Genomic DNA, 19364 nt, shown 5'->3' on the forward strand with positions numbered 1-19364 from the left:
AGACACGGCTTTAAAGAGATACGGATACACGATTAGGCACGTACATCGGCCTGAAACAGCTTTTGGCATAATAGCCAGCCCATTGCCGAGAACGCAGCCATCACAATACCGACCCAGAACCAGTCTCCGGTGGCAGAAACAATCGCAGCAATTGCTGGTGGCAACAGAAACTGCGATGTCGCTGAGCACTGTAAAATCATGCCAATGGTCGCACTAATGGCCACCGGACTAGGCGCAAAACGCAAGGCTTGAGCAAAGACCACCGCGGCGACCAGACCACCAAATAACGAAAAGCTAAATACGCAGGCAAACTGCAGTAAAAATGGTAACTGGGCCTGAAAGATATAGAAACTTAAGGCACACAGCATCAAGATGATAAAACCGGTTTGGACTAAAGTTTTAGGCAGCAAACCGCGCTGCAACATGATGCCGCAGGCAAAGGTCCCGACTGCATTGGCAATCGCCACCGAGGCAGTTAATGCGCCTGCCAGCGTCAAGGAAATCTCGTTTTGCTGATAAATCGTCGGTAAGAAACCGACCAGACTAAACCATTGTCCGGCATAGGTGCCGAACATCAATGCCAGCATCCACGCTGGTGGATGTTTGAGCGTGGTTTTGATCAGCTGAAACACTTCAATTTTCTGGGTTGATTGTTGCGGTTTCGGCACTCGGGTGGCGACCAGCGCAAACAGGTTTAAGGTCAGTAGTGTTAGCGTCAGCCATACCCCTTGCCAGCCCATCATGGTGATTAGCCACGGCGTCAGTAATAAGGAAATCCCCATGCCGCCGCCCATATAGGCACTCCACAAGCCCATTTTGGCGGAAATTTCTTCTGCCGGCACCAGCTGGCGAATATAGGCCGGACCACTTAAGGTCACCAGTAAAAAGCCAAATCCTTCCACTACCCGCAGCAGCAGCAAACTGCTGACGCTTTGGCTAAACCCACCGAGCAAACTGGCTGCGCTTAGTAAGCCCAGTCCAAGCAAGACACAGCGTTTCAGTCCAATTTTTTCGACATAACTGCCCAAGGTCAGTGCAAACAGCATACCAGCCCCTTGCACCAGCGACAGCAACAAACCAGCTTGTACCAGCCCGATCCCCAGTTCCTGCTGTAATACCGGCACCGCTGGCGGTAATTTACCGACATGCATCGCCGCGACAAAACCTGCACAAATAATCCAAATATCCCTGCTGAACCATTGTACTTTGGACATACCCTTACTCACTTCAATCTTGTGACTTGAGCTTATCAAGTTCAGTAACTGCCATTTATTAAAAAAACATCTCATCTTATGTTTTTCCTGAATAAATGGCATAGCTGGCAGATGATTCAACGACCTGAATCCTCACCATTATTTACTCAAAAATTACGCTATTTGTGCGGATGTTATTGTGCATAGTAATGACTACGCTTTTGCGAAAATTTTTCCAGCTGTTTCAGGAAGCCTTCAAAATAGCTTTTTTCTTTTTCTTCACTGCGATAACCAGCATACAGCGTGCGGCGTAGTCCTTCTGCCGAAACACAATGCAGACGGCGTGAAGTGACCCAACCTTTTTGTTCATATTCATTTACCACCCAGTCCGGTAAGGCCGCCACACCCCGACCGCTGGCCACCAGCTGGATTAACATCTGGGTTAAATCTGTGGTGCGAATGGCTTTCGGATAGATATTGGCCGGAATAAACAGCTTGGCCATAATATCCAGGCGGTGTTTATCCACCGGATAGGTAATTAAAGTTTCTTCGGCCAGGTCCTGCACCGAAATGTCCGCAGCACGTACCAATGGATGGGTATTGGACAGCACCAGACGCGACTCATATTCAAAAATCGGGAAATACTCGATGCCTTTTAAGGCAATCGGGTCGGCGGTAATCAGCAAATCAAATTCGGCATGTTGTAATAATTCATGCGGATTGGCTTCAAAGCCGGAAGCAAAATCCAAATCAACATCGGGATATTGCTGGCGGTACTGATTTAACAGCGGCATCAGCCAGTCAAAACAGCTATGACATTCCGAAGAAAAAATAATCCGGCCGGTTTGCCCATGCACAATCCGGGTAATATCGGTTTGGGCAATCTGGATCTGCGGCAAAATATCATCTGCCAGTTTCAGCAAACGCTGCCCCACATTGGAAAACGTCACCGGACGCGAGCGACGATTGACCACTTCCACCCCATACCAGTGATCCAGCTCTTTCAACTGATGGGAAATGGCAGATGGGGTCAGGCATAAATCATTGGCCGCGGCCACCAGTGAACCATGTTCGCGTAAGGCCAATAAGGTTTTTAAATGACGAATTTCAAGCATGGGAAATGAAGTATCTCAAAATCAGGAGATGCACTGCGCTGAATGCAATGTCGCCTTAAAAATAAAAATATGAATTAAATTCATCTTAGCATAAATTCCATGAGTTGGTTTCATTATTCTAAATAAGGCAGCTGTTAAGAGATGGCGCTGTTTTTAAGCAAGATGAAGATGAGTTGAAATACGTCTAAATAACGAATAAGCATAAAAAAGAGCATCTTTAAGATGCTCTTTTATTACGGAAGGATGAAAAGTTTATTCTACATATAGCAAGGCCAGACGCACCTGATCATAGCCCATGCGCGGACTGGTCAGCTCGACAATCGGGCGCAGCTTGATCGTGCCATCATCATTAAAATGATCACTTTGCTGACGTTTTTGCAGGCGTTTATAAATTTTGCGGATTTGCTCCACCACTTCCTCACCCGGATGCGCCACCGAAATATCTAGTCCCTGTTCCTTATGCAAACGCGCCAGATGGTTAATAATCGTCGCTGGAGTCAGGCCACGTTCATGGGCAATATCTTCAATCTCATAACCTTCTTCAAACAAGGCCCGGGTTTCATCTAGCGTTGCTGAGGCATAATTCTGCTTGCCGCCACTGCGTGCGATTTTCCGTTCATTGCGTTCAATTTCAACCTCATTCAAGGTGCCGCCACAATGCCGGATGAAGGCTTTATGCTGTGCGGTCAGGTCAATTTCGGCAAAATTCTGTTCTGCTTCCTCTGACAGTTCCTGAAAACGGCGATCGGCTTTAATTGCCAGACTGTCCAGCTCCAGCGCCTGCTCGTTAAAGCCCAATAAACGCAGGCCATCTAGAGTTTTTAATCGTGACAGTGCCACATAGCCCTGACCTTTTTCAAAGGTATGGCTCAGGTTAATTTCTGCCGCTTCTAAAGTCATACCTTGCGATTTATGAATGGTAATTGCCCAGGCCAGACGCAACGGAATTTGCTGGAAACTGGCAATGGTTTTTCCGGCTTCATTATCAATCGACCAGGTTTCCGGTTCGACCAGCAGCACCGTGCCATCAGTCAGTTTGACTTTCGGCAGGCAGCCATATTCATCATCTTCTTCAAAGCCAATCACCTCGCCCAGACTGCCGTTGATATAACCCATATCAAAGTTGTTTTTAACAAACATCACTTTGGCATGTTTTTTCAGGGTCAAGGTTTCAGGCGCACGCACCGAAGATTTTAAGGTTTCAATCAGTTTGTCATTCCCATCACAGCTGGCATCGAACTGGCGACTTTCAGCATCAATTTCATTTAAATGCTTAAAGTTGATGGTATCGACATCCATATTGTGAGTATATAAACGGGTAAAGGTGTCGCCAATATCCTGCTGACGGGTATTTTGCAGCGCCTGCAGATGCTGCGGGCCAATATTCTGACGACGAATCGCATTGAGAATATCATTTAAAAAGTCATTGCCCTGACGATGCTGCTCGGTCAAATAGCAGACCCGGAATTTGGCCTCGACCCAGGCCTCCGACATAAAGCAGAATTTATCGCGATTACGTTCATCATTTCTGCCCACTGGCGGCAACTGGAAGAAATCACCAGCGACAATCACCTGAATACCACCAAAGGCTTCATCGCTTTCCTTAAAATATTTCAGCACCTGATTGACCAGATTCAACTGCTTGGCATGCAGCATCGAAATTTCGTCAATAATCAAGACCTGCGCATTTTCCAGATGTTCTTTCAGGTATTTGCGCTCTTTCATATTTTTCAGGTCGGCATCAGACAAGACATCTTTAATACCAATGCCGGCCCAGGTGTGAATGGTCATACCATTCATATGTGTGGCGGCAATTCCAGTCGAGGCCGTAATCGCCACCGGCACTTTACGTGCTTTTAAATAGTTGATGTACTGATTGAGCGTATAGGTTTTCCCTGCACCGGCCGAGCCTGTTAAAAATACATTTTCGCCCGCTTTTAAGAGTTTGAGTGCAGTTTCCTGTTTCATAAGACCTATACCGTAGATGAACGGCTATAGCCTACCCATTTTTCAGCAAAAAGTTAAGGCAAAAACTACATCTGGCGACATCACTTGTCATAAAGTTCCGGCAGATGGGTCCTGTTTTAAGCGGCTGTTCAGCCATTGAATAAACTGTTCCGCAATATTGACCAGCAACTGTTCGGCTTTATGATTGTTCGGATATTCCAGCTGATCAAAGCGCAGCTGTCCATCGAGCAGATGACAACCCAGCGTTAAGGACTGGCGATAACACGGCGATGACATATGAAAAGCCACATATTCGCCTTCAATAATTTTCTGGCTATAACTCACTGCCAGACAATGATGAAAACTGCGCGACTCCTGAATAATCCGGTCCAGACTGTTCAGTTCCTCAAAGCACCAGCCCAGATACTGGGTTCTGCCTTGTAGCGATACGGGCGGCCAGTGGCGGACGTTTAACTGTTTTTTCAGCTTAGCCAGAATTTCGGCTTTATGCACCTCATGATGCCAGCGCACCGCACGCTGAAAAATACTGCTCCAGCTGACATTTTTCGGGGTGTAATTTTTTTCATTAAAATAATCGACCAGATAATCGCGCACATAAGCATCAAACACCGATTCACGCACCGGCCCGGCCTTTAAATAAAACAGCTGCCGGAATTGCTCCAGCGTCAACTGATGACGGCGTAAACAGTGCATAAAGTCACGCGATTGCTGACTCTCCGGATGAATAAACTGCATTAATTCAGCCGGCAGTTCTGCCGTGACCTTATGCAGATGCAGCATATAGGCCTGCATCACCCGGCTTAAACGTGCATAAACCTGTTTCACCTGCAGTTCATCCTGTGCCGCAACAATCGCCAGCAAATTCATCCATTCATCTAAATACAAAATAGACGGGCTGATGCTAATTCGCGGGTCTTCCAGTGACTGGCGCTGGCCTTTTTGCACCACCCGGGAATTATGCTGATGTTCAAACCATTGATGTTGCAGCGCGAAATGATCACAGCTCTGAATAAACAGCCGCGCCGAGGCATATTGGAAATACTGCAAGGTGGCCAGAATAATGCGTGGATGAATCTGGCTGCAATCAACAAAACTTAGCGCCACCACCGCGACACGGACACTGGAATGATGAATATTGTCACTGAGCCAGTCCAGCACCAGCTTCGATTGCCGAAACAGCCAGTTGACTGCGCGTGGATAATCAAACAGTGGCAAGCGCGCAACTTTGGTCTGCCAGATGCGGGTATTTTTTTCCAGAAAATGCCGTTTGGCCAGAATATTATCTTCGGCCCAGACCGCGCGGTTCATAATCCGGACAAAGCCTAATAAATGACTCTGCTCTACCGCGTGTCGATACAACAGCCGAATATCGTCCTGATGATCGATTAAATCCTGTAAATTAAATCGCTCTGGAAATGAGATACTTAAAATACGATACATGGCTTTAGGTAGAAATTCTGCTGCACTAAAACAAAAATCATCATAACTTAGCATCAGTGCTTGCACTGGCAAAAAGGTTTCACCCTCTACAAATTCCAAAGCGCATAGTGTCGATAAAGCAGTTAAAACATCTTCAGGAATCGGCTGCCCTTGCTGCACAAATTTGGTCAATACTGGTTGATACTGATCGTCTGCCTGCATTAATGCCTGATCTAAAATTTGCGCCTGCATGGCATCTAAATGCAGTAGCAATTGTTGAACACGTGCAGCACCATCCACCCATATATAGGCTTGCTGCATAATCAGATGTCGTAATTGCTGCGCCTGATTACGCAAAAATAAGGAGTGTTGTGGCTTTAAATCGCCCGTATGAAACTGTAAATCATGCAGAAAAAAATCTTCAAACGCTTCTTGATGCTGCCCCGCAAACTCAAACTGCGCCTGAATTAAACTGGTGTTAGATTTAGGCGGATAAAATTCGAGGCTAAATAGACCGTTTAGCAATTCAACCCGATACTGCAAAGGATCAATACGGAACATATTTTGCGCAGTGAGATGCCCAACTAGCTCCATTTGATCTTGATATATTTCTGCGGCCACACTGGAAATACGTACCAATTGCTGTGCAACGGCATGCAATTGGCTATGCTGGCGACTTGGCTGCATACACACTCCTCATGCTTAAGTACGGTCTATCTAAGTTGCATCTTATTTTTATTTAATTGCAGCGACTAGACCAAACTCGTGATTAATCCCTGTTTTTTGTTTTATTTTCCATTTTCATAAAGCGCTTGATGCTTGAATTTTCCTTCAACCTGCCTATGCGTCAACTTCCACTAGACTGGTTTTATGCACAGTATCTACACATAAAACCACATATACAAACCACTATAAACAAGATTTCTGGCCTTGCCTATAGCTTTTATAAAGCTTCAGATGAAATATAACTCCTTTAAAACCCCATAAATTACAATAGATTAATTTGCACTATTTCCTCACAAAATAGGGTTGGTATTTGGTAGGTAGGATTTCACAACAAAGCATTGGATACTCAAATTACGGTTCAACACCGCGATAACAACACATTATTCCAATATCCAATGCAAGAAGGAATCTGAGCATGGCTTTTAAAAATATTGCAGATCAAACCAACGGTTTTTATATTCCTTGTGTGTCACTCTTCGGCCCTGGTTGTGCCAAAGAAATAGGCGAAAGAGCACAAAATTTAGGCGCTAAAAAAGCCCTAATTGTGACTGATGAAGGACTGTTTAAATTTGGCGTTGCCGATACCATTGCAGGCTACCTCACCGAAGCAGGCGTTGCCAGCCATATATTTGCTGGTGCAGAGCCAAATCCGACCGATATTAACGTGCATAACGGTGTTGATGCCTACAATGCCAATCACTGCGACTTCATTGTGTCCTTAGGTGGTGGTTCTTCCCACGACTGTGCCAAAGGCATTGGCTTAGTGACCGCAGGTGGTGGGCATATTCGTGATTATGAAGGCATTGATAAAAGTACTGTGCCAATGACCCCACTGATTGCCATTAACACCACTGCAGGTACAGCTTCGGAAATGACCCGTTTCTGTATTATTACCAATACAGACACGCACGTTAAAATGGCAATTGTCGATTGGCGCTGTACACCACTCATCGCCATTGATGATCCAAAACTCATGATTGCCAAACCTGCAGGTTTAACCGCAGCAACAGGCATGGATGCCTTAACCCATGCTGTAGAAGCCTACGTTTCAACCGCAGCCAATCCTATTACCGATGCCTGTGCTGAAAAAGCTATCCGTATGATTAGTCAGTGGCTCAGCCCTGCCGTGGCAAATGGTGAAAATATTGAAGCGCGTGATGCCATGAGCTATGCGCAATATTTGGCAGGTATGGCATTTAACAATGCCTCATTGGGCTATGTGCATGCCATGGCGCATCAACTCGGTGGTTTCTACAACTTGCCGCACGGCGTCTGTAATGCAATTTTATTGCCGCATGTTTGCGAATTTAACCTGATTGCCTGCCCTGAGCGTTATGCAGATATTGCAGAATTGATGGGAGTCAATACTGACGGATTAACCACCACAGAAGCCGCCTATGCCGCGATTGATGCAATTCGTGAACTATCTAGCTCGATTGGTATTCCAACAGGTTTAGCAGAGTTAGGCGTGAAAGAAAATGACTTGGCTATTATGGCTGAAAATGCACAAAAAGATGCCTGCATGCTCACCAACCCACGTAAAGCCAATCATGCACAAGTGGTCGAAATTTTTAAAGCCGCGATGTAATTTGAATCTCCTGCTGAGTGAATCACGATTTGCTCAGCATCTCCCATCTTTTTTTCAATTTTCCTCTTTTGCTGTTTTATTTTTATCCTTCCCTTTGGCAGAACCATCTCAGATGCGTTCTGCTTTTTTTTGCTGTTCAGAACAAAATGAACTCGCAGCATAAAACTAAAGCGATGTAGATGCAGAGGGTTTGCATAATTCAATTTGACAAATGCGCACAGCGCATCAAGGATATAGTCAAAATAAAATGGATGACGAACACCTTATGCTGTTAGGTAAAAAACAAAAAACAACACCAAGCTATCAACCCGATATTTTGGGTGCCGATTACCAACAAATGACGCTGGATTTTCCTTCGGATTATGAAGGCAAAGTGATTGCTACCTTGGTACGCAAAAAAGCCGAACAGAAAACCCGTAAAGCCGTACTTTATATTCATGGTTTTATTGACTATTTTTTTCAAACAGAAATGGCAGACCAGTTTAATCAGCGCGGTTATGACTTTTATGCCTTAGATTTGCGTAAATACGGGCGTTCGCATTTGTCACATCAACATTGGTACAATGTGCGCAGCTTGTCTGAATATGATGCAGAAATTGCCGCTGCACTTGAGCAAATTGCCACAGAAGAACATGACTCGGTAATTTTGGCGGGACATTCAACAGGTGGATTAATCACCACGTTATATGTAGCACATCATCCCAATCATCCACTGATTCGTGGTTTATGGTGTAACAGCCCTTTTTATGATTTCAATATGAGCGAGATTGAGAAAAAATTCGGCATTCCTCGTTTGAGCCAATTGGGCAAATTGTTGCCAGAAATGAAATTTCCAAGCCGCCTTAATCCATTTTATGTACCAAGTCTACACAAACAATATCATGGTGAATGGTTATTTAATTTGGAATGGAAGAAACCGCGTTATCCAAAAGTGCGATTAAGTTTTGTACGTGCAATTCATGAAGCACAAAAGGAAATTCATGCCAGCGTACATTTGGGTGTACCAACCTTAATTATGCATTCGAGTCAAAGTAGTTATCCACGCCAATGGAATGAGATTGCGCAACGCACTGACGTAATTTTAAATGTTGCAGATATGCAAAAATATGGGCATCACATGCATGGTGATATTGTGCTTTGCCAAATTGAAAATGGCGTGCATGATTTGGTACTTTCTGCGCCCGAAGTCCGTGCGGAAGTGTATCAGTCCTTGTTTGACTGGTTAAACCGCAAAGAGCTATAAAACTAAAAACTAGAACTAAAGGAATTGAATTAACGGCTAAATGACTTGATGCATCCCTTAGGCTTTGTATTTTAATAAAATTTGATGTGCAGGATGATGCTTTGGCATCAGTTCAATTAAACGCTCTACCGCATCAATCGCTTCAGGGCTATGCGCCAAATGTTTCAGCAATACATCGGTATCTTGTGCATTAAAAATGGCATCACTCAGGCGTGATTCTAAACAATCTCGCCATGCGCATAAAAATGGACTTTCAGTTTTCGCCAAAAATACCCCTGCACACGTTTGCAAGGCAGACTGCACATAACCTGCATCTAAAGCCTGCTCAGCTTGTAAAAAATCGGCTTCAATATGCGCCAAAACTCGGTAAGGACGCGAGCCGAGCATCCCCCCTAAAATATCGCGTAATTGCGACATTTCAGCTTTTAGCGTTCCCATGCTGACTTTACGCTCACCATATAGTGCTTGGTGTAAAGTGTCTAAACTCATGCCTTGTGGGCAAAGTGCCAAAATCACCAATATTTCAATTTGACGCGGTGTCATCACCACCACTTTGCCATTAAATAACACCTGTGGCACACGAAACGCGCGAATATAAAGCTGCTGTTTTTGCTGTTCCAGCAACGCATTTTGAATTAAAGAAGCACAGCGCTCTGCTGCCAACAAACCCAAACTGTTATGATTTTTCCAAGTGGTCGATAAATCAATCACGCCCAACACTTGTTTGGAATGTGGGTCTAAAATTGGTGCGGCATAACAAACCCAGTCATGTAACGATGACATATAATGTTCACTGGAAAACACACAACTGGCTTGCTGAGTTTTGAGTGACAAAGCCAAAGCATTGGTACCCACCAACTCTTCACGCCACTGTCCACCCTCTACAAAATGTACTCGTTCCGCCACATTACGCATTTGAGCGCTCGCTGCCGTCCAAATAATCGTACTGCCCACATCGCCCACGGCTGCCACCATGTCGGACTGCTGCGCGATATGTTTTAAATCTTCTGCGCAATTTTGCACAGCTCTCTGTAAAGCCGAACCGCCTTGCGGATGCGATAAACTGGAATTTAACGGAGCAGCCTGCCGATCTACAGGAATTTCTGCAATTTCAGAGCGTTGCCAAGAATTTAAAATACTCTGCTGAATTTGCTGCGCATGCAGCGGCGATAAACTACTGCTTTGTCTAAACTGTTCAATATGCAGTTTTTTTTCCAATAGATCTTGTTTTTTCATCATGACTGATTCTCACAATCCTGTGTGCACTACATCCAATGTAGTGCTTGTTTTTGTAAGGATTTGTTCGTTGCTTGTAAACCTGCAACTTTCCAACCTTTTTCCAACCTTATATTGGTATGCTAAACAAATAACGTACCAAAGTACCTTATACCATAGCCGTAAATTTAACCTGATTTTAGACACAGGATTGTTCTAAACGGTAAAGTGACGGCAGATTATAAAAAACCATCAAAGGAAGAGAATTATGCGTTACGTAGATCCCAATCAACCCGGTTCAAAAGTTCAATTTAAAGCACAATACGAAAACTTTATTGGTGGCGAGTGGGTCGCCCCTGTAAAAGGCGAATACTTTGAAAATATCTCTCCTGTAGATGGCAAAGTATTTACCAAAGTCCCACGCTCATCGGCAGAAGACATTGAACTGGCTTTAGATGCAGCCCATAAAGCCAAAGCACAATGGAACAGCTCATCTCCAACCACACGCTCCAACATTCTGCTTAAAATTGCAGATCGTTTAGAACAAAATCTAGAATTATTGGCAGTGGCAGAAACATGGGATAATGGTAAGCCTGTTCGGGAAACATTGGCTGCCGACATTCCATTGGCGATTGACCATTTCCGTTATTTTGCAGGCTGTATTCGTGCCCAAGAAGGCGGAATTTCTGAAATTGATGAAGATACCATTGCCTATCACTTTCATGAGCCGTTGGGCGTTGTGGGGCAAATTATTCCATGGAACTTCCCAATTTTAATGGCAACATGGAAACTTGCACCTGCTTTGGCTGCGGGTAACTGTATTGTACTTAAACCTGCGGAGCAAACCCCTGCTAGTATTTTAGTTTTGGTTGAACTGATTCAAGATTTATTGCCAGCAGGCGTATTAAACGTAGTCAATGGTTACGGTGTAGAAGTGGGTCGCCCATTGGCAACCAATCCACGTATTGCCAAAATTGCATTCACAGGTTCGACCCAGGTCGGTCAATTGATCATGCAATACGCCACTGAAAACATCATTCCAGTGACTTTGGAGCTTGGTGGTAAATCTCCAAATATTTTCTTTGAAGATATTATGGCGCAAGATGACGACTACTTAGACAAAGCACTCGAAGGCTTTGCTATGTTTGCGCTGAATCAGGGTGAAATTTGTACTTGTCCATCACGTGCGCTCGTACAGGAAAGTATTGCTGACCGTTTCCTTGAAAAAGCCATCGAACGTGTTAAACGTATTAAAACAGGTCACCCGCTTGATACTGAAACCATGATTGGTGCGCAGGCGTCACAAGAACAACAAGACAAAATCTTGGGTTGTATTGCGACAGGTCGTGCCGAAGGCGCGCAAGTTTTAACAGGTGGCGGTGAACGTCATGAAGTTGGCAGTGGTTTCTATATTGAGCCGACAATTTTCAAAGGCACCAATGACATGAAAATTTTCCAAGAAGAAATTTTCGGCCCAGTGCTTTCTGTGACTACATTTAAAGACTTTGATGAAGCCATTAAAATTGCCAATGACACCATTTACGGTTTAGGTGCAGGTGTTTGGTCACGTTCTGCGCACACTTCTTACCGTGCAGGTCGTGCTATTCAAGCGGGTCGCGTTTGGACGAACTGTTACCACATCTACCCTGCACATGCCGCTTTCGGTGGTTATAAAAAATCAGGTATTGGCCGTGAAAACCACAAGATGATGTTAGAACATTATCAACAAACCAAAAACTTGTTGGTGAGCTACTCAACTAAACCTGCTGGCTTCTTCTAAAGACTCATCTTTAGGATTCCAACAGCGTTGAAGTTACCGTTTCAAGCTGCGCCCGATGTATTTGCATCGGGCGTTTTTATTGCAACATGGAATACTATGACTTTCGCAGCACGCTCTTTCAGCGTTGTATAAACCGGAAGATCAAGTTAAAAGTCTATCCTTTATTCATACGCTACGCTTTAGTTCGAGTGTATTTCACGTTACATTAAATCTCCCTTTCAGCCTGAAGTATCTGCCATGTTCGATTTACCCGACACTGTCTATGCCATTCAACATCTTGCATTTGAAGACCTCGGCGCGTGGGAAGATGTCCTGTATGAACAAGGTTTACGGGTACGGTATTTTGAAGCTGGTGTGGAAAATCTAGAAAAGGCGTTTGCACATGAAGGATTGGTGATTATTTTGGGTGGCCCAATTGGCGTTTATGAAATCACAGACTATCCTTTCTTACAACAAGAAATAGACTTACTAAAAGTACGTTTAGAAAAGAATTTACCAACTATTGGTATTTGTTTGGGTGCACAGCTCATTGCTTATGCCTTGGGTGCCAAAGTCTATGCCGGCCATACCAAAGAAATTGGCTGGAGTACGCTCAGTCTGGCAGATGCCGTCCATCATCCACTGGCGGCATTAGCCGATACACCGGTTTTACATTGGCACGGCGATACTTTTGATTTACCAGCACAGGCTGAATTACTGGCCAGCTCCGACCTGTATCCGAATCAGGCCTTTCGGGTCGGACCACATATTCTGGCGTTACAATTTCACGCTGAAGTTGCTGCAGACAGTTTAGAAAAATGGCTGATTGGCCATACCTGTGAATTACGTCAGGCCCAGATTAATATTCCCGCCTTACGCGCCAATCATCAGCAATACGCGCCGCAACTGCAACAGGTCAGCGCGACGATTCTGAGTCAGTTTCTAGCCGGCTTAAAATCTCAAAGCTGACTGGAAAGCTTTAGATTGTCCTTACATTTATCATCGTCATAAAAAAAGCACCCTGAAGCGGGTGCTTTTTTTAGCTGTTTTTGCAATTATTTTTTCGCAGCAACAGAAGCTTCAGTGGTGATGTTTACAGTAATTTTATCACCTACATTTGGTACAAAACCGGCGATACCAAATGCTGAACGGTCAAATGACGTGGTGGCATTAAAACCAACAGTTGCCGCTTTGGTCATTGGATGTGGACCTTGTTTGTTCAGTACCGCATCCAGAACTACAGGTTTCGTTACACCTTTCACAGTTAAATCACCTGTGATTTTAAAGTTCTTTTTGTCCTGAGTTTCAACTTTGGTACTTTTGAAAGTAATAGTTGGATATTTTGCTGCATCAAACCAGTCTGCTGCCATTAAGTGCTCATCCAGCGCTTTGACGTTGGTGTTCAGGCTGTTTAATGGAATAGTCACGTTGACAGATGATTTTTCTGGCTGTTTCTCATCAACATTAATGGTACCTTGAATGTTAGAGAAGTTACCTGATGGCGTAGAGAAACCGAAGTGATCCCAGCTAAATACAGTTGCCGTATGGGTCGGGTCAATTTGATACGCCACTGGTTTTGCCAACGCAGCTGTTGCTACTGAAGTAACCGCCAAACCAAGTACAAGTGCTTTAAAGTTCATGCTTTTATCTCGCTTTTTGAATGCTTATTAGTGTATAGATTTCTTGTTAGAGTTCATTGCTACAGATAAAACGTTCTGTTGCAGCAATGAAACGATTAACGCATGGATGCCGTTACAGACTTTGTTTATATTGAATAAATCCGGTCTTGTGTGCCACTTTATCATACAATATTTGTGCAGTTTGATTGGCTTCTTGTGTCAGCCAGTAAACTCGGTCGCACTGGCGTTTTTTGGCTTCCATATAGACCTGTTCAATCAGTAATCTGGCCACACCCTGCCCGCGATAATCGGGGTGAGTAAATAAATCCTGCAAATAGGCATAAGGCCTGAATGTCCAGCAGCTGTCATGTTCCATCACATGAACAAAGCCGACCATCTGCTGTTCAAACAGTGCCGCAAAACCATACATATGCGCAGACTCGGCTGATGTCAGACGCTGCCAGGTATGGGCACTCAGTTCATCTGATAACTTGGTTTGATAAAAGGCCTGATAACCGGCCCAAAGTGCGTGCCATTGCGGCTGACTGGTCTGTGCCAAAGGCACAATACTAATTGCTGTCATGTGGGTCTTCTTTTATATCATTCAGCCTTTTAAACTAGCATAAAAAAACGCCCCTTTCGGAGCGTCTTTTTGAAAATGTCTGAGCGATTAAGCCATCAGTTCTTTCACTGCAGCAACCACTGCTTCAGTAGTAATACCAAAGTGCTGGAACAAATCTTTGGCTGGTGCAGATTCACCGTAAGTGGTCATACCAATCACGCGGCCGTCCAGACCCACAAATTTCCACCAGTAATCCACATGCGCTGCTTCAACTGCAACACGGGCACGGATATTCGATGGCAGAACTGCTTCACGATACGCCGCATCTTGCTGCATGAATTCTTCAGCACATGGCATAGACACCACACGTACACCTTCAAGCTGTGCATGTGCTTCCATCGCCAAGGCCACTTCAGAACCGGTCGCAATGATGATTGCTTTCAATTCACCTTTTTCTTCAGCCAGCACATAACCACCTTTGGCCGCGTTTTCAATTTGTGCTTGAGTACGTGCCTGGAATGGCAGGTTTTGACGAGAGAAGATTAACGCAGATGGACCTTCCGCACGGCTTAAAGCAGATTTCCAGGAAATCGCTGCTTCAACCGTATCACATGGACGCCATGTGTTCAGGTTTGGCGTACCACGTAACGATGCAATCTGCTCAATTGGCTGGTGCGTAGGACCATCTTCACCCAGACCGATCGAATCATGGGTATAAACATGAATTACGCGTTGCTTCATTAACGCAGACATACGCACGGCATTACGCGCATATTCCATGAACATTAAGAATGTTGCTACATAAGGAATGAAACCGCCGTGCAGCGCCACACCGTTGGCAATCGCGGTCATACCAAATTCACGTACGCCGTAGTGCACATAGTTACCTGCGGCATTGTCTTGTACGCCCTGGCAACCTTTCCAAAGCGTCAGGTTTGAACCAGCCAGGTCCGCAGAACCACCCAATAATTCAGGTAATAATGGACCAAAAGCCTGTAGCGTATTCTGGCTGGCTTTACGGGTCGCAATGGTTTCTGCTTTCGCGTTTACTTCAGCAATATAGGCATCGGCTTGTGCCAGGAATTCTGCTGGCAATTCACCGCTTAAACGGCGTTTTAATTCAGCCGCTTCTGCAGGATATTTTGCCGCATACGCTGCAAAAGTAGTGTTCCAGGCTGCTTCAGTTTCAGCACCTTTGGTTTTCGCATCCCAAGCAGCATACACATCTTCAGGAATTACAAACGCTTCATCGGTCCAGCCCAGTGCTTCACGGGTTAACACGATTTCATCATTACCCAGCGGTGCACCGTGACAGTCTTCTTTACCCTGTTTGTTTGGTGAACCTAAACCGATAATGGTTTTACAGATAATAATGGTTGGTTTAGCGGTTTCAGCTTTGGCAGCCACAGTTGCTTCACGAATAGCATCTGCATCATGACCATCAACTTTCAGCACTTGCCAGCCATAAGACAGGAAGCGTTGTTCAGTGTCATCAGAGAACCAGCCTTCAACTTCACCATCAATTGAAATGCCGTTGTCATCATAGTAAACCACCAGTTTACCCAGACCTAAAGTACCGGCCAGTGAACATACTTCGTGAGAAATACCTTCCATCAGGCAGCCATCACCCAGGAAACAGTAGGTGTAATGGTCAACCACTTGCATATCATCTTTATTGAACTGCGCTGCCAGCGTCTTTTCAGCCAGAGCAAAACCAACCGCATTGGCAATACCCTGACCAAGTGGACCAGTGGTGGTTTCAACCCCTGGTGCATAGCCGTATTCCGGATGACCTGGTGTTTTAGAGTGTAGTTGACGGAATGCTTTTAAATCTTCAATTGAAAGATCATAACCGGTTAAATGTAACAGTGCATAATGCAGCATAGAACCATGACCATTGGATAAAACAAAACGGTCGCGGTTAGCCCATTGCGGGTTCGTCGGGTTATGATTTAAAAATTCACGCCACACCACGTCAGCGATGTCTGCCATCCCCATCGGCGCACCTGGATGTCCGGAATTTGCTTTTTGCACGGCATCCATAGCCAATACACGAATTGCGTTTGCAATACGACGTTCATTAAGCGGGGTCGTCATAGGTCAGAGTCCAAATAAATCGTTTAATAAAGGAAGATGAATAGGAATTCAAAACACGTCTATTGTCTTAAAAAAAGCGTATGGGGTAAAGCCTCAGCGGTAATTTTTCGGTATTTATTCGTTTGCCTGCGCATTTTCGTACAATTCCTGGCTAGAGGCATGAGAAAATTGAAGTTCTGGCGAATAACCGGGTGGCTTATCCAGATTTTCATGTTACACAACTGGCCTATTTGGATGGTTTTTTATACAAAAAAGCGCTCATTGTGAAATTCATTCAATTTAATTCAAAACTGCACAATCCTGCTCAACAGCAACAGACTTCATTTTAGAGCATGATGACGACCAAAAGATGACAGGTAGAATGCACCTCACACGTTTAAAATAATATAATTAATTGATTTTTAATATAAATTATAAAAATACAGCCGCTTTTAAAATAGTGATTTATTGAATTAAAACTCAAGTTTATCCGGATGATGAATCTATACCGTTTTGGATTTTATATCAGTTTTTTAAATGCCTATATCAGATAAAAAGTCATTGAATTGAAATAAATTCAGCCAATTTGGTCGTATTGAGCTAGTCCTAAAGTCTAACTCGATGTAACATATTGCGTCTTTTGAAATAACTGTGATAGGACTTATGCGCGAGTACGCTGTATTTACCTCGGAATCTGTAAGCGAAGGCCATCCAGATAAAATGGCTGACCAAATCAGTGATGCCATTTTGGATGCAATCTTAAAAGAAGACCCATATGCGCGGGTTGCTTGTGAAACGCTTGTAAAAACCGGTGCGGTCGTACTCGCGGGTGAAATCACAACCACAGCCAATGTGGACTTTGAAGCGATTGTACGTCAAACCGTAAATGGTATTGGCTATCATCATTCTGACCTCGGCTTCGATGGTTCAACCTGTGCCGTAATTAACATGATTGGTAAGCAGTCACCGGAAATTGCCCAAGGTGTAGACCGTCAAAAACCTGAAGATCAGGGTGCCGGCGACCAGGGCTTGATGTTTGGTTATGCCAGCCGTGAAACGGATGTGCTGATGCCTGCGCCAATTTCTTATGCGCATCGCTTAATGGAAAAACAGGCTGAACTGCGTCGTAGCGGTGCCCTGCCTTGGTTACGTCCAGATGCGAAAAGCCAGGTGACTTTTGCCTATGAAAATGGCAAACCAGTACGTTTAGATGCGGTGGTGCTGTCAACCCAGCATGATCCTGAAATTAGTCAAGCACAGCTGAAAGAAGCTGTGATTGAAGAAATCGTGAAAAAGATCATCCCTGCGGACATGTTCCATGCTGACACCAAATTCCACATCAACCCGACCGGAATGTTTGTGATTGGTGGCCCAGTGGGTGACTGTGGTCTGACTGGCCGTAAAATTATTGTAGATACCTACGGTGGTATGGCGCGTCATGGTGGTGGTGCCTTCTCTGGTAAAGACCCATCGAAAGTAGACCGCTCTGCTGCTTATGCGGGTCGTTATGTGGCGAAAAATATTGTCGCTGCTGGCCTGGCAGACAAATGTGAAATTCAGGTGTCTTATGCAATTGGTGTGGCGGAGCCAACTTCAATTTCAATTAACACCTTTAACACCGGTAAAGTGGCTGATGAACTGATTGTTCAGCTAGTTCGTGAACACTTTGACCTGCGTCCATACGGCATTACCCGTATGCTGGACCTGTTACAACCAATGTACAAGCAGACTGCTGCCTACGGTCACTTTGGCCGCGAAGGTTCAGACACTGCCTTTACCTGGGAAAAAACCGACAAAGTCGATATCTTAAAAGCCGCTGCTGGCCTTTAAGCTCTGAAGATATTAAAAGACCCATCCACGTGATGGGTCTTTTATTGTCTGCTTTATCGCAATTCTGGGCAGAAATATCATTTTATAAAAACATAAACTGTTTACAATAAGATGGAACATTTAAAACAGGATGAACATGATGGCGGTAATTCTTCAGGTTGATTTCCCTTCAAATGGCCCTTTTGGCGCAGAAATGGCCACGGCCTATCGCGAGCTGGCAGCCAGTATTAACCAGGAACCAGGTCTCATCTGGAAAATCTGGACCGAAAATAGTGACACCCAGCAGGCTGGCGGGATTTACCTGTTTGATACAAAGCATCATGCAGAACAATATTTACAGATGCACACGGCGCGTCTGCAAAGTTTTGGCATCGACAAGATTCACGGGAAAATTTTTGACATTAATACTGAACTGTCGGCACTGAATCAGGCCACTTTTCTGGCGTCATCCCGCTAAACGAAAGTTGAGTTAAGCTCATCAGATTCAAGGAATCCAGTTAGCTGGATTCCTGTTTTAAGACTTCCAATAAAGTCGGCTGTGTCGGGGTTTCCTGATGATCCTGCAAATAGACATGCACGACTTTAAAAATAACCGCAAAGGCCAGACAACTTAAAATACAGAACATCCAGAAACCATAAGGACTACGAATATTGTGTGAACCGCAATTTGGACATTCTTTTTCTGTTGACGCCACCACTTGATTGCAACATGAGCAATGGTATTGATGGTACAGCATAGGCAGTTCTCCTAATTTACTGTAATTCTTGTTTTTATTTTTACATCATGCGAAAAACGCTTTTTGTAATATTGTTTTATCTTATGTGAGCCTGTGCAGCATAGCAAGCCCTATTACTGGTGAGTCTATGTAAGCTTAAGTAAACCCTGCCTGCTTTTGTTGGCTTTATTTATCTTTTTATGCACGCTTTCAGACACTTAAGCTGCTGCTTTAACACCGTATTCTCTGCCAATAATTTTATCGGACTACTCTTAAGTCAGATGCATCCGGCTGCCCTTTTGTTTAAACTAGCGGACTGAAATACAGGAGGATGA

General features: G+C 44.4%; 15 protein-coding genes. 6 read left to right on the forward strand and 9 right to left on the reverse strand.

All coding sequences use genetic code 11. The features are described from left to right. Positions 1-32: 32 nt before the first annotated feature. From FTU86_RS05620 to FTU86_RS05635, 4 genes are all read right to left on the reverse strand, one after another. Positions 33-1214 carry a CynX/NimT family MFS transporter gene (locus tag FTU86_RS05620; RefSeq protein WP_228153082.1) on the reverse strand — a complete coding sequence of 394 codons (1182 nt, stop codon included), beginning with the start codon at positions 1212-1214 and terminating at the stop codon, positions 33-35. Positions 1215-1387: 173 nt separating this feature from the next. Further along, complete coding sequence (locus FTU86_RS05625) at positions 1388-2308, reverse strand: LysR family transcriptional regulator (protein WP_005177438.1); 921 nt, start codon at positions 2306-2308, stop codon at positions 1388-1390. Positions 2309-2560: 252 nt separating this feature from the next. Next, positions 2561-4276, reverse strand: a complete 1716-nt coding sequence (locus tag FTU86_RS05630) for an AAA family ATPase (protein WP_104488997.1) — start codon at positions 4274-4276, stop codon at positions 2561-2563. 87 nt (positions 4277-4363) lie between these two features. After that, a complete protein-coding gene (locus FTU86_RS05635; protein WP_180036757.1) occupies positions 4364-6382 on the reverse strand; it encodes a hypothetical protein in 2019 nt (672 codons plus the stop codon). A 454-nt stretch (positions 6383-6836) separates the two neighbouring features. On the opposite strand from FTU86_RS05635, the gene FTU86_RS05640 reads away from it, so the two are divergent. Continuing rightward, positions 6837-8009 (forward strand): iron-containing alcohol dehydrogenase, encoded by a 1173-nt coding sequence (locus tag FTU86_RS05640; protein WP_180036758.1) that lies wholly within the window; start codon positions 6837-6839, stop codon positions 8007-8009. Positions 8010-8256: 247 nt separating this feature from the next. Next, the gene (locus tag FTU86_RS05645) at positions 8257-9252 is read left to right on the forward strand and encodes an alpha/beta hydrolase (RefSeq protein WP_180036759.1); all 996 of its coding nucleotides are present in this window, start codon (positions 8257-8259) and stop codon (positions 9250-9252) included. 57 nt (positions 9253-9309) lie between these two features. Here FTU86_RS05645 and FTU86_RS05650 read toward each other — a convergent pair whose 3' ends face one another. Next, positions 9310-10491, reverse strand: a complete 1182-nt coding sequence (locus FTU86_RS05650; RefSeq protein WP_180036760.1) for a transcriptional regulator — start codon at positions 10489-10491, stop codon at positions 9310-9312. 244 nt (positions 10492-10735) lie between these two features. Here FTU86_RS05650 and FTU86_RS05655 point away from each other — a divergent pair, with 244 nt between their 5' ends. Both FTU86_RS05655 and FTU86_RS05660 read left to right on the forward strand, forming a co-directional pair. Then, on the forward strand, positions 10736-12247 hold the full coding sequence (locus tag FTU86_RS05655; protein WP_016658247.1) for an aldehyde dehydrogenase family protein: 1512 nt from the start codon (positions 10736-10738) through the stop codon (positions 12245-12247). Positions 12248-12484: 237 nt separating this feature from the next. Further along, complete coding sequence (locus tag FTU86_RS05660; RefSeq protein WP_180036761.1) at positions 12485-13195, forward strand: glutamine amidotransferase; 711 nt, start codon at positions 12485-12487, stop codon at positions 13193-13195. 86 nt (positions 13196-13281) lie between these two features. Here the strand turns inward: FTU86_RS05660 and FTU86_RS05665 are convergent, their stop codons facing one another. The 3 genes from FTU86_RS05665 to tkt form a co-directional block, all read right to left on the reverse strand. Then, positions 13282-13866, reverse strand: coding sequence for a YceI family protein (locus FTU86_RS05665; RefSeq protein WP_005177424.1), 585 nt, complete (start codon positions 13864-13866; stop codon positions 13282-13284). Between the two features lie 112 nt (positions 13867-13978). Continuing rightward, positions 13979-14428, reverse strand: a complete 450-nt coding sequence (locus FTU86_RS05670) for a GNAT family N-acetyltransferase (protein WP_180036762.1) — start codon at positions 14426-14428, stop codon at positions 13979-13981. Between the two features lie 87 nt (positions 14429-14515). After that, entirely contained in the window at positions 14516-16504 is a 1989-nt protein-coding gene (gene tkt, locus FTU86_RS05675; protein ID WP_180036763.1) for a transketolase, read from the reverse strand. 642 nt (positions 16505-17146) lie between these two features. On the opposite strand from tkt, the gene metK reads away from it, so the two are divergent. Together metK and FTU86_RS05685 are read left to right on the forward strand one after the other, a co-directional pair. Continuing rightward, positions 17147-18313 (forward strand): methionine adenosyltransferase, encoded by a 1167-nt coding sequence (gene metK, locus FTU86_RS05680; RefSeq protein ID WP_005177421.1) that lies wholly within the window; start codon positions 17147-17149, stop codon positions 18311-18313. A 136-nt stretch (positions 18314-18449) separates the two neighbouring features. After that, on the forward strand, positions 18450-18770 hold the full coding sequence (locus tag FTU86_RS05685) for a monooxygenase (protein WP_306669469.1): 321 nt from the start codon (positions 18450-18452) through the stop codon (positions 18768-18770). A gap of 40 nt (positions 18771-18810) precedes the next feature. On the opposite strand, the gene FTU86_RS05690 is transcribed toward FTU86_RS05685, so the two are convergent. Continuing rightward, the gene (locus tag FTU86_RS05690) at positions 18811-19047 is read right to left on the reverse strand and encodes a hypothetical protein (RefSeq protein WP_370459256.1); all 237 of its coding nucleotides are present in this window, start codon (positions 19045-19047) and stop codon (positions 18811-18813) included. Between the last annotated feature and the right edge of the window lie 317 nt (positions 19048-19364).

Source organism: Acinetobacter sp. YH12155 (assembly GCF_013418255.1).
Classification (GTDB): Bacteria; Pseudomonadota; Gammaproteobacteria; order Pseudomonadales; family Moraxellaceae; genus Acinetobacter; species Acinetobacter indicus.

What these genes read in the sequence shown, in the direction of transcription:
- FTU86_RS05620 (WP_228153082.1), bottom strand. Translation starts at nt 1,214, where the DNA reads ATGTCCAAAGTACAATGGTTCAGCAGGGATATTTGGATTATTTGTGCA.
- FTU86_RS05625 (WP_005177438.1), bottom strand. Translation starts at nt 2,308, where the DNA reads ATGCTTGAAATTCGTCATTTAAAAACCTTATTGGCCTTACGCGAACAT.
- FTU86_RS05630 (WP_104488997.1), bottom strand. Translation starts at nt 4,276, where the DNA reads ATGAAACAGGAAACTGCACTCAAACTCTTAAAAGCGGGCGAAAATGTA.
- FTU86_RS05635 (WP_180036757.1), bottom strand. Translation starts at nt 6,382, where the DNA reads ATGCAGCCAAGTCGCCAGCATAGCCAATTGCATGCCGTTGCACAGCAA.
- FTU86_RS05640 (WP_180036758.1), top strand. Translation starts at nt 6,837, where the DNA reads ATGGCTTTTAAAAATATTGCAGATCAAACCAACGGTTTTTATATTCCT.
- FTU86_RS05645 (WP_180036759.1), top strand. Translation starts at nt 8,257, where the DNA reads ATGGATGACGAACACCTTATGCTGTTAGGTAAAAAACAAAAAACAACA.
- FTU86_RS05650 (WP_180036760.1), bottom strand. Translation starts at nt 10,491, where the DNA reads ATGATGAAAAAACAAGATCTATTGGAAAAAAAACTGCATATTGAACAG.
- FTU86_RS05655 (WP_016658247.1), top strand. Translation starts at nt 10,736, where the DNA reads ATGCGTTACGTAGATCCCAATCAACCCGGTTCAAAAGTTCAATTTAAA.
- FTU86_RS05660 (WP_180036761.1), top strand. Translation starts at nt 12,485, where the DNA reads ATGTTCGATTTACCCGACACTGTCTATGCCATTCAACATCTTGCATTT.
- FTU86_RS05665 (WP_005177424.1), bottom strand. Translation starts at nt 13,866, where the DNA reads ATGAACTTTAAAGCACTTGTACTTGGTTTGGCGGTTACTTCAGTAGCA.
- FTU86_RS05670 (WP_180036762.1), bottom strand. Translation starts at nt 14,428, where the DNA reads ATGACAGCAATTAGTATTGTGCCTTTGGCACAGACCAGTCAGCCGCAA.
- tkt (WP_180036763.1), bottom strand. Translation starts at nt 16,504, where the DNA reads ATGACGACCCCGCTTAATGAACGTCGTATTGCAAACGCAATTCGTGTA.
- metK (WP_005177421.1), top strand. Translation starts at nt 17,147, where the DNA reads ATGCGCGAGTACGCTGTATTTACCTCGGAATCTGTAAGCGAAGGCCAT.
- FTU86_RS05685 (WP_306669469.1), top strand. Translation starts at nt 18,450, where the DNA reads ATGATGGCGGTAATTCTTCAGGTTGATTTCCCTTCAAATGGCCCTTTT.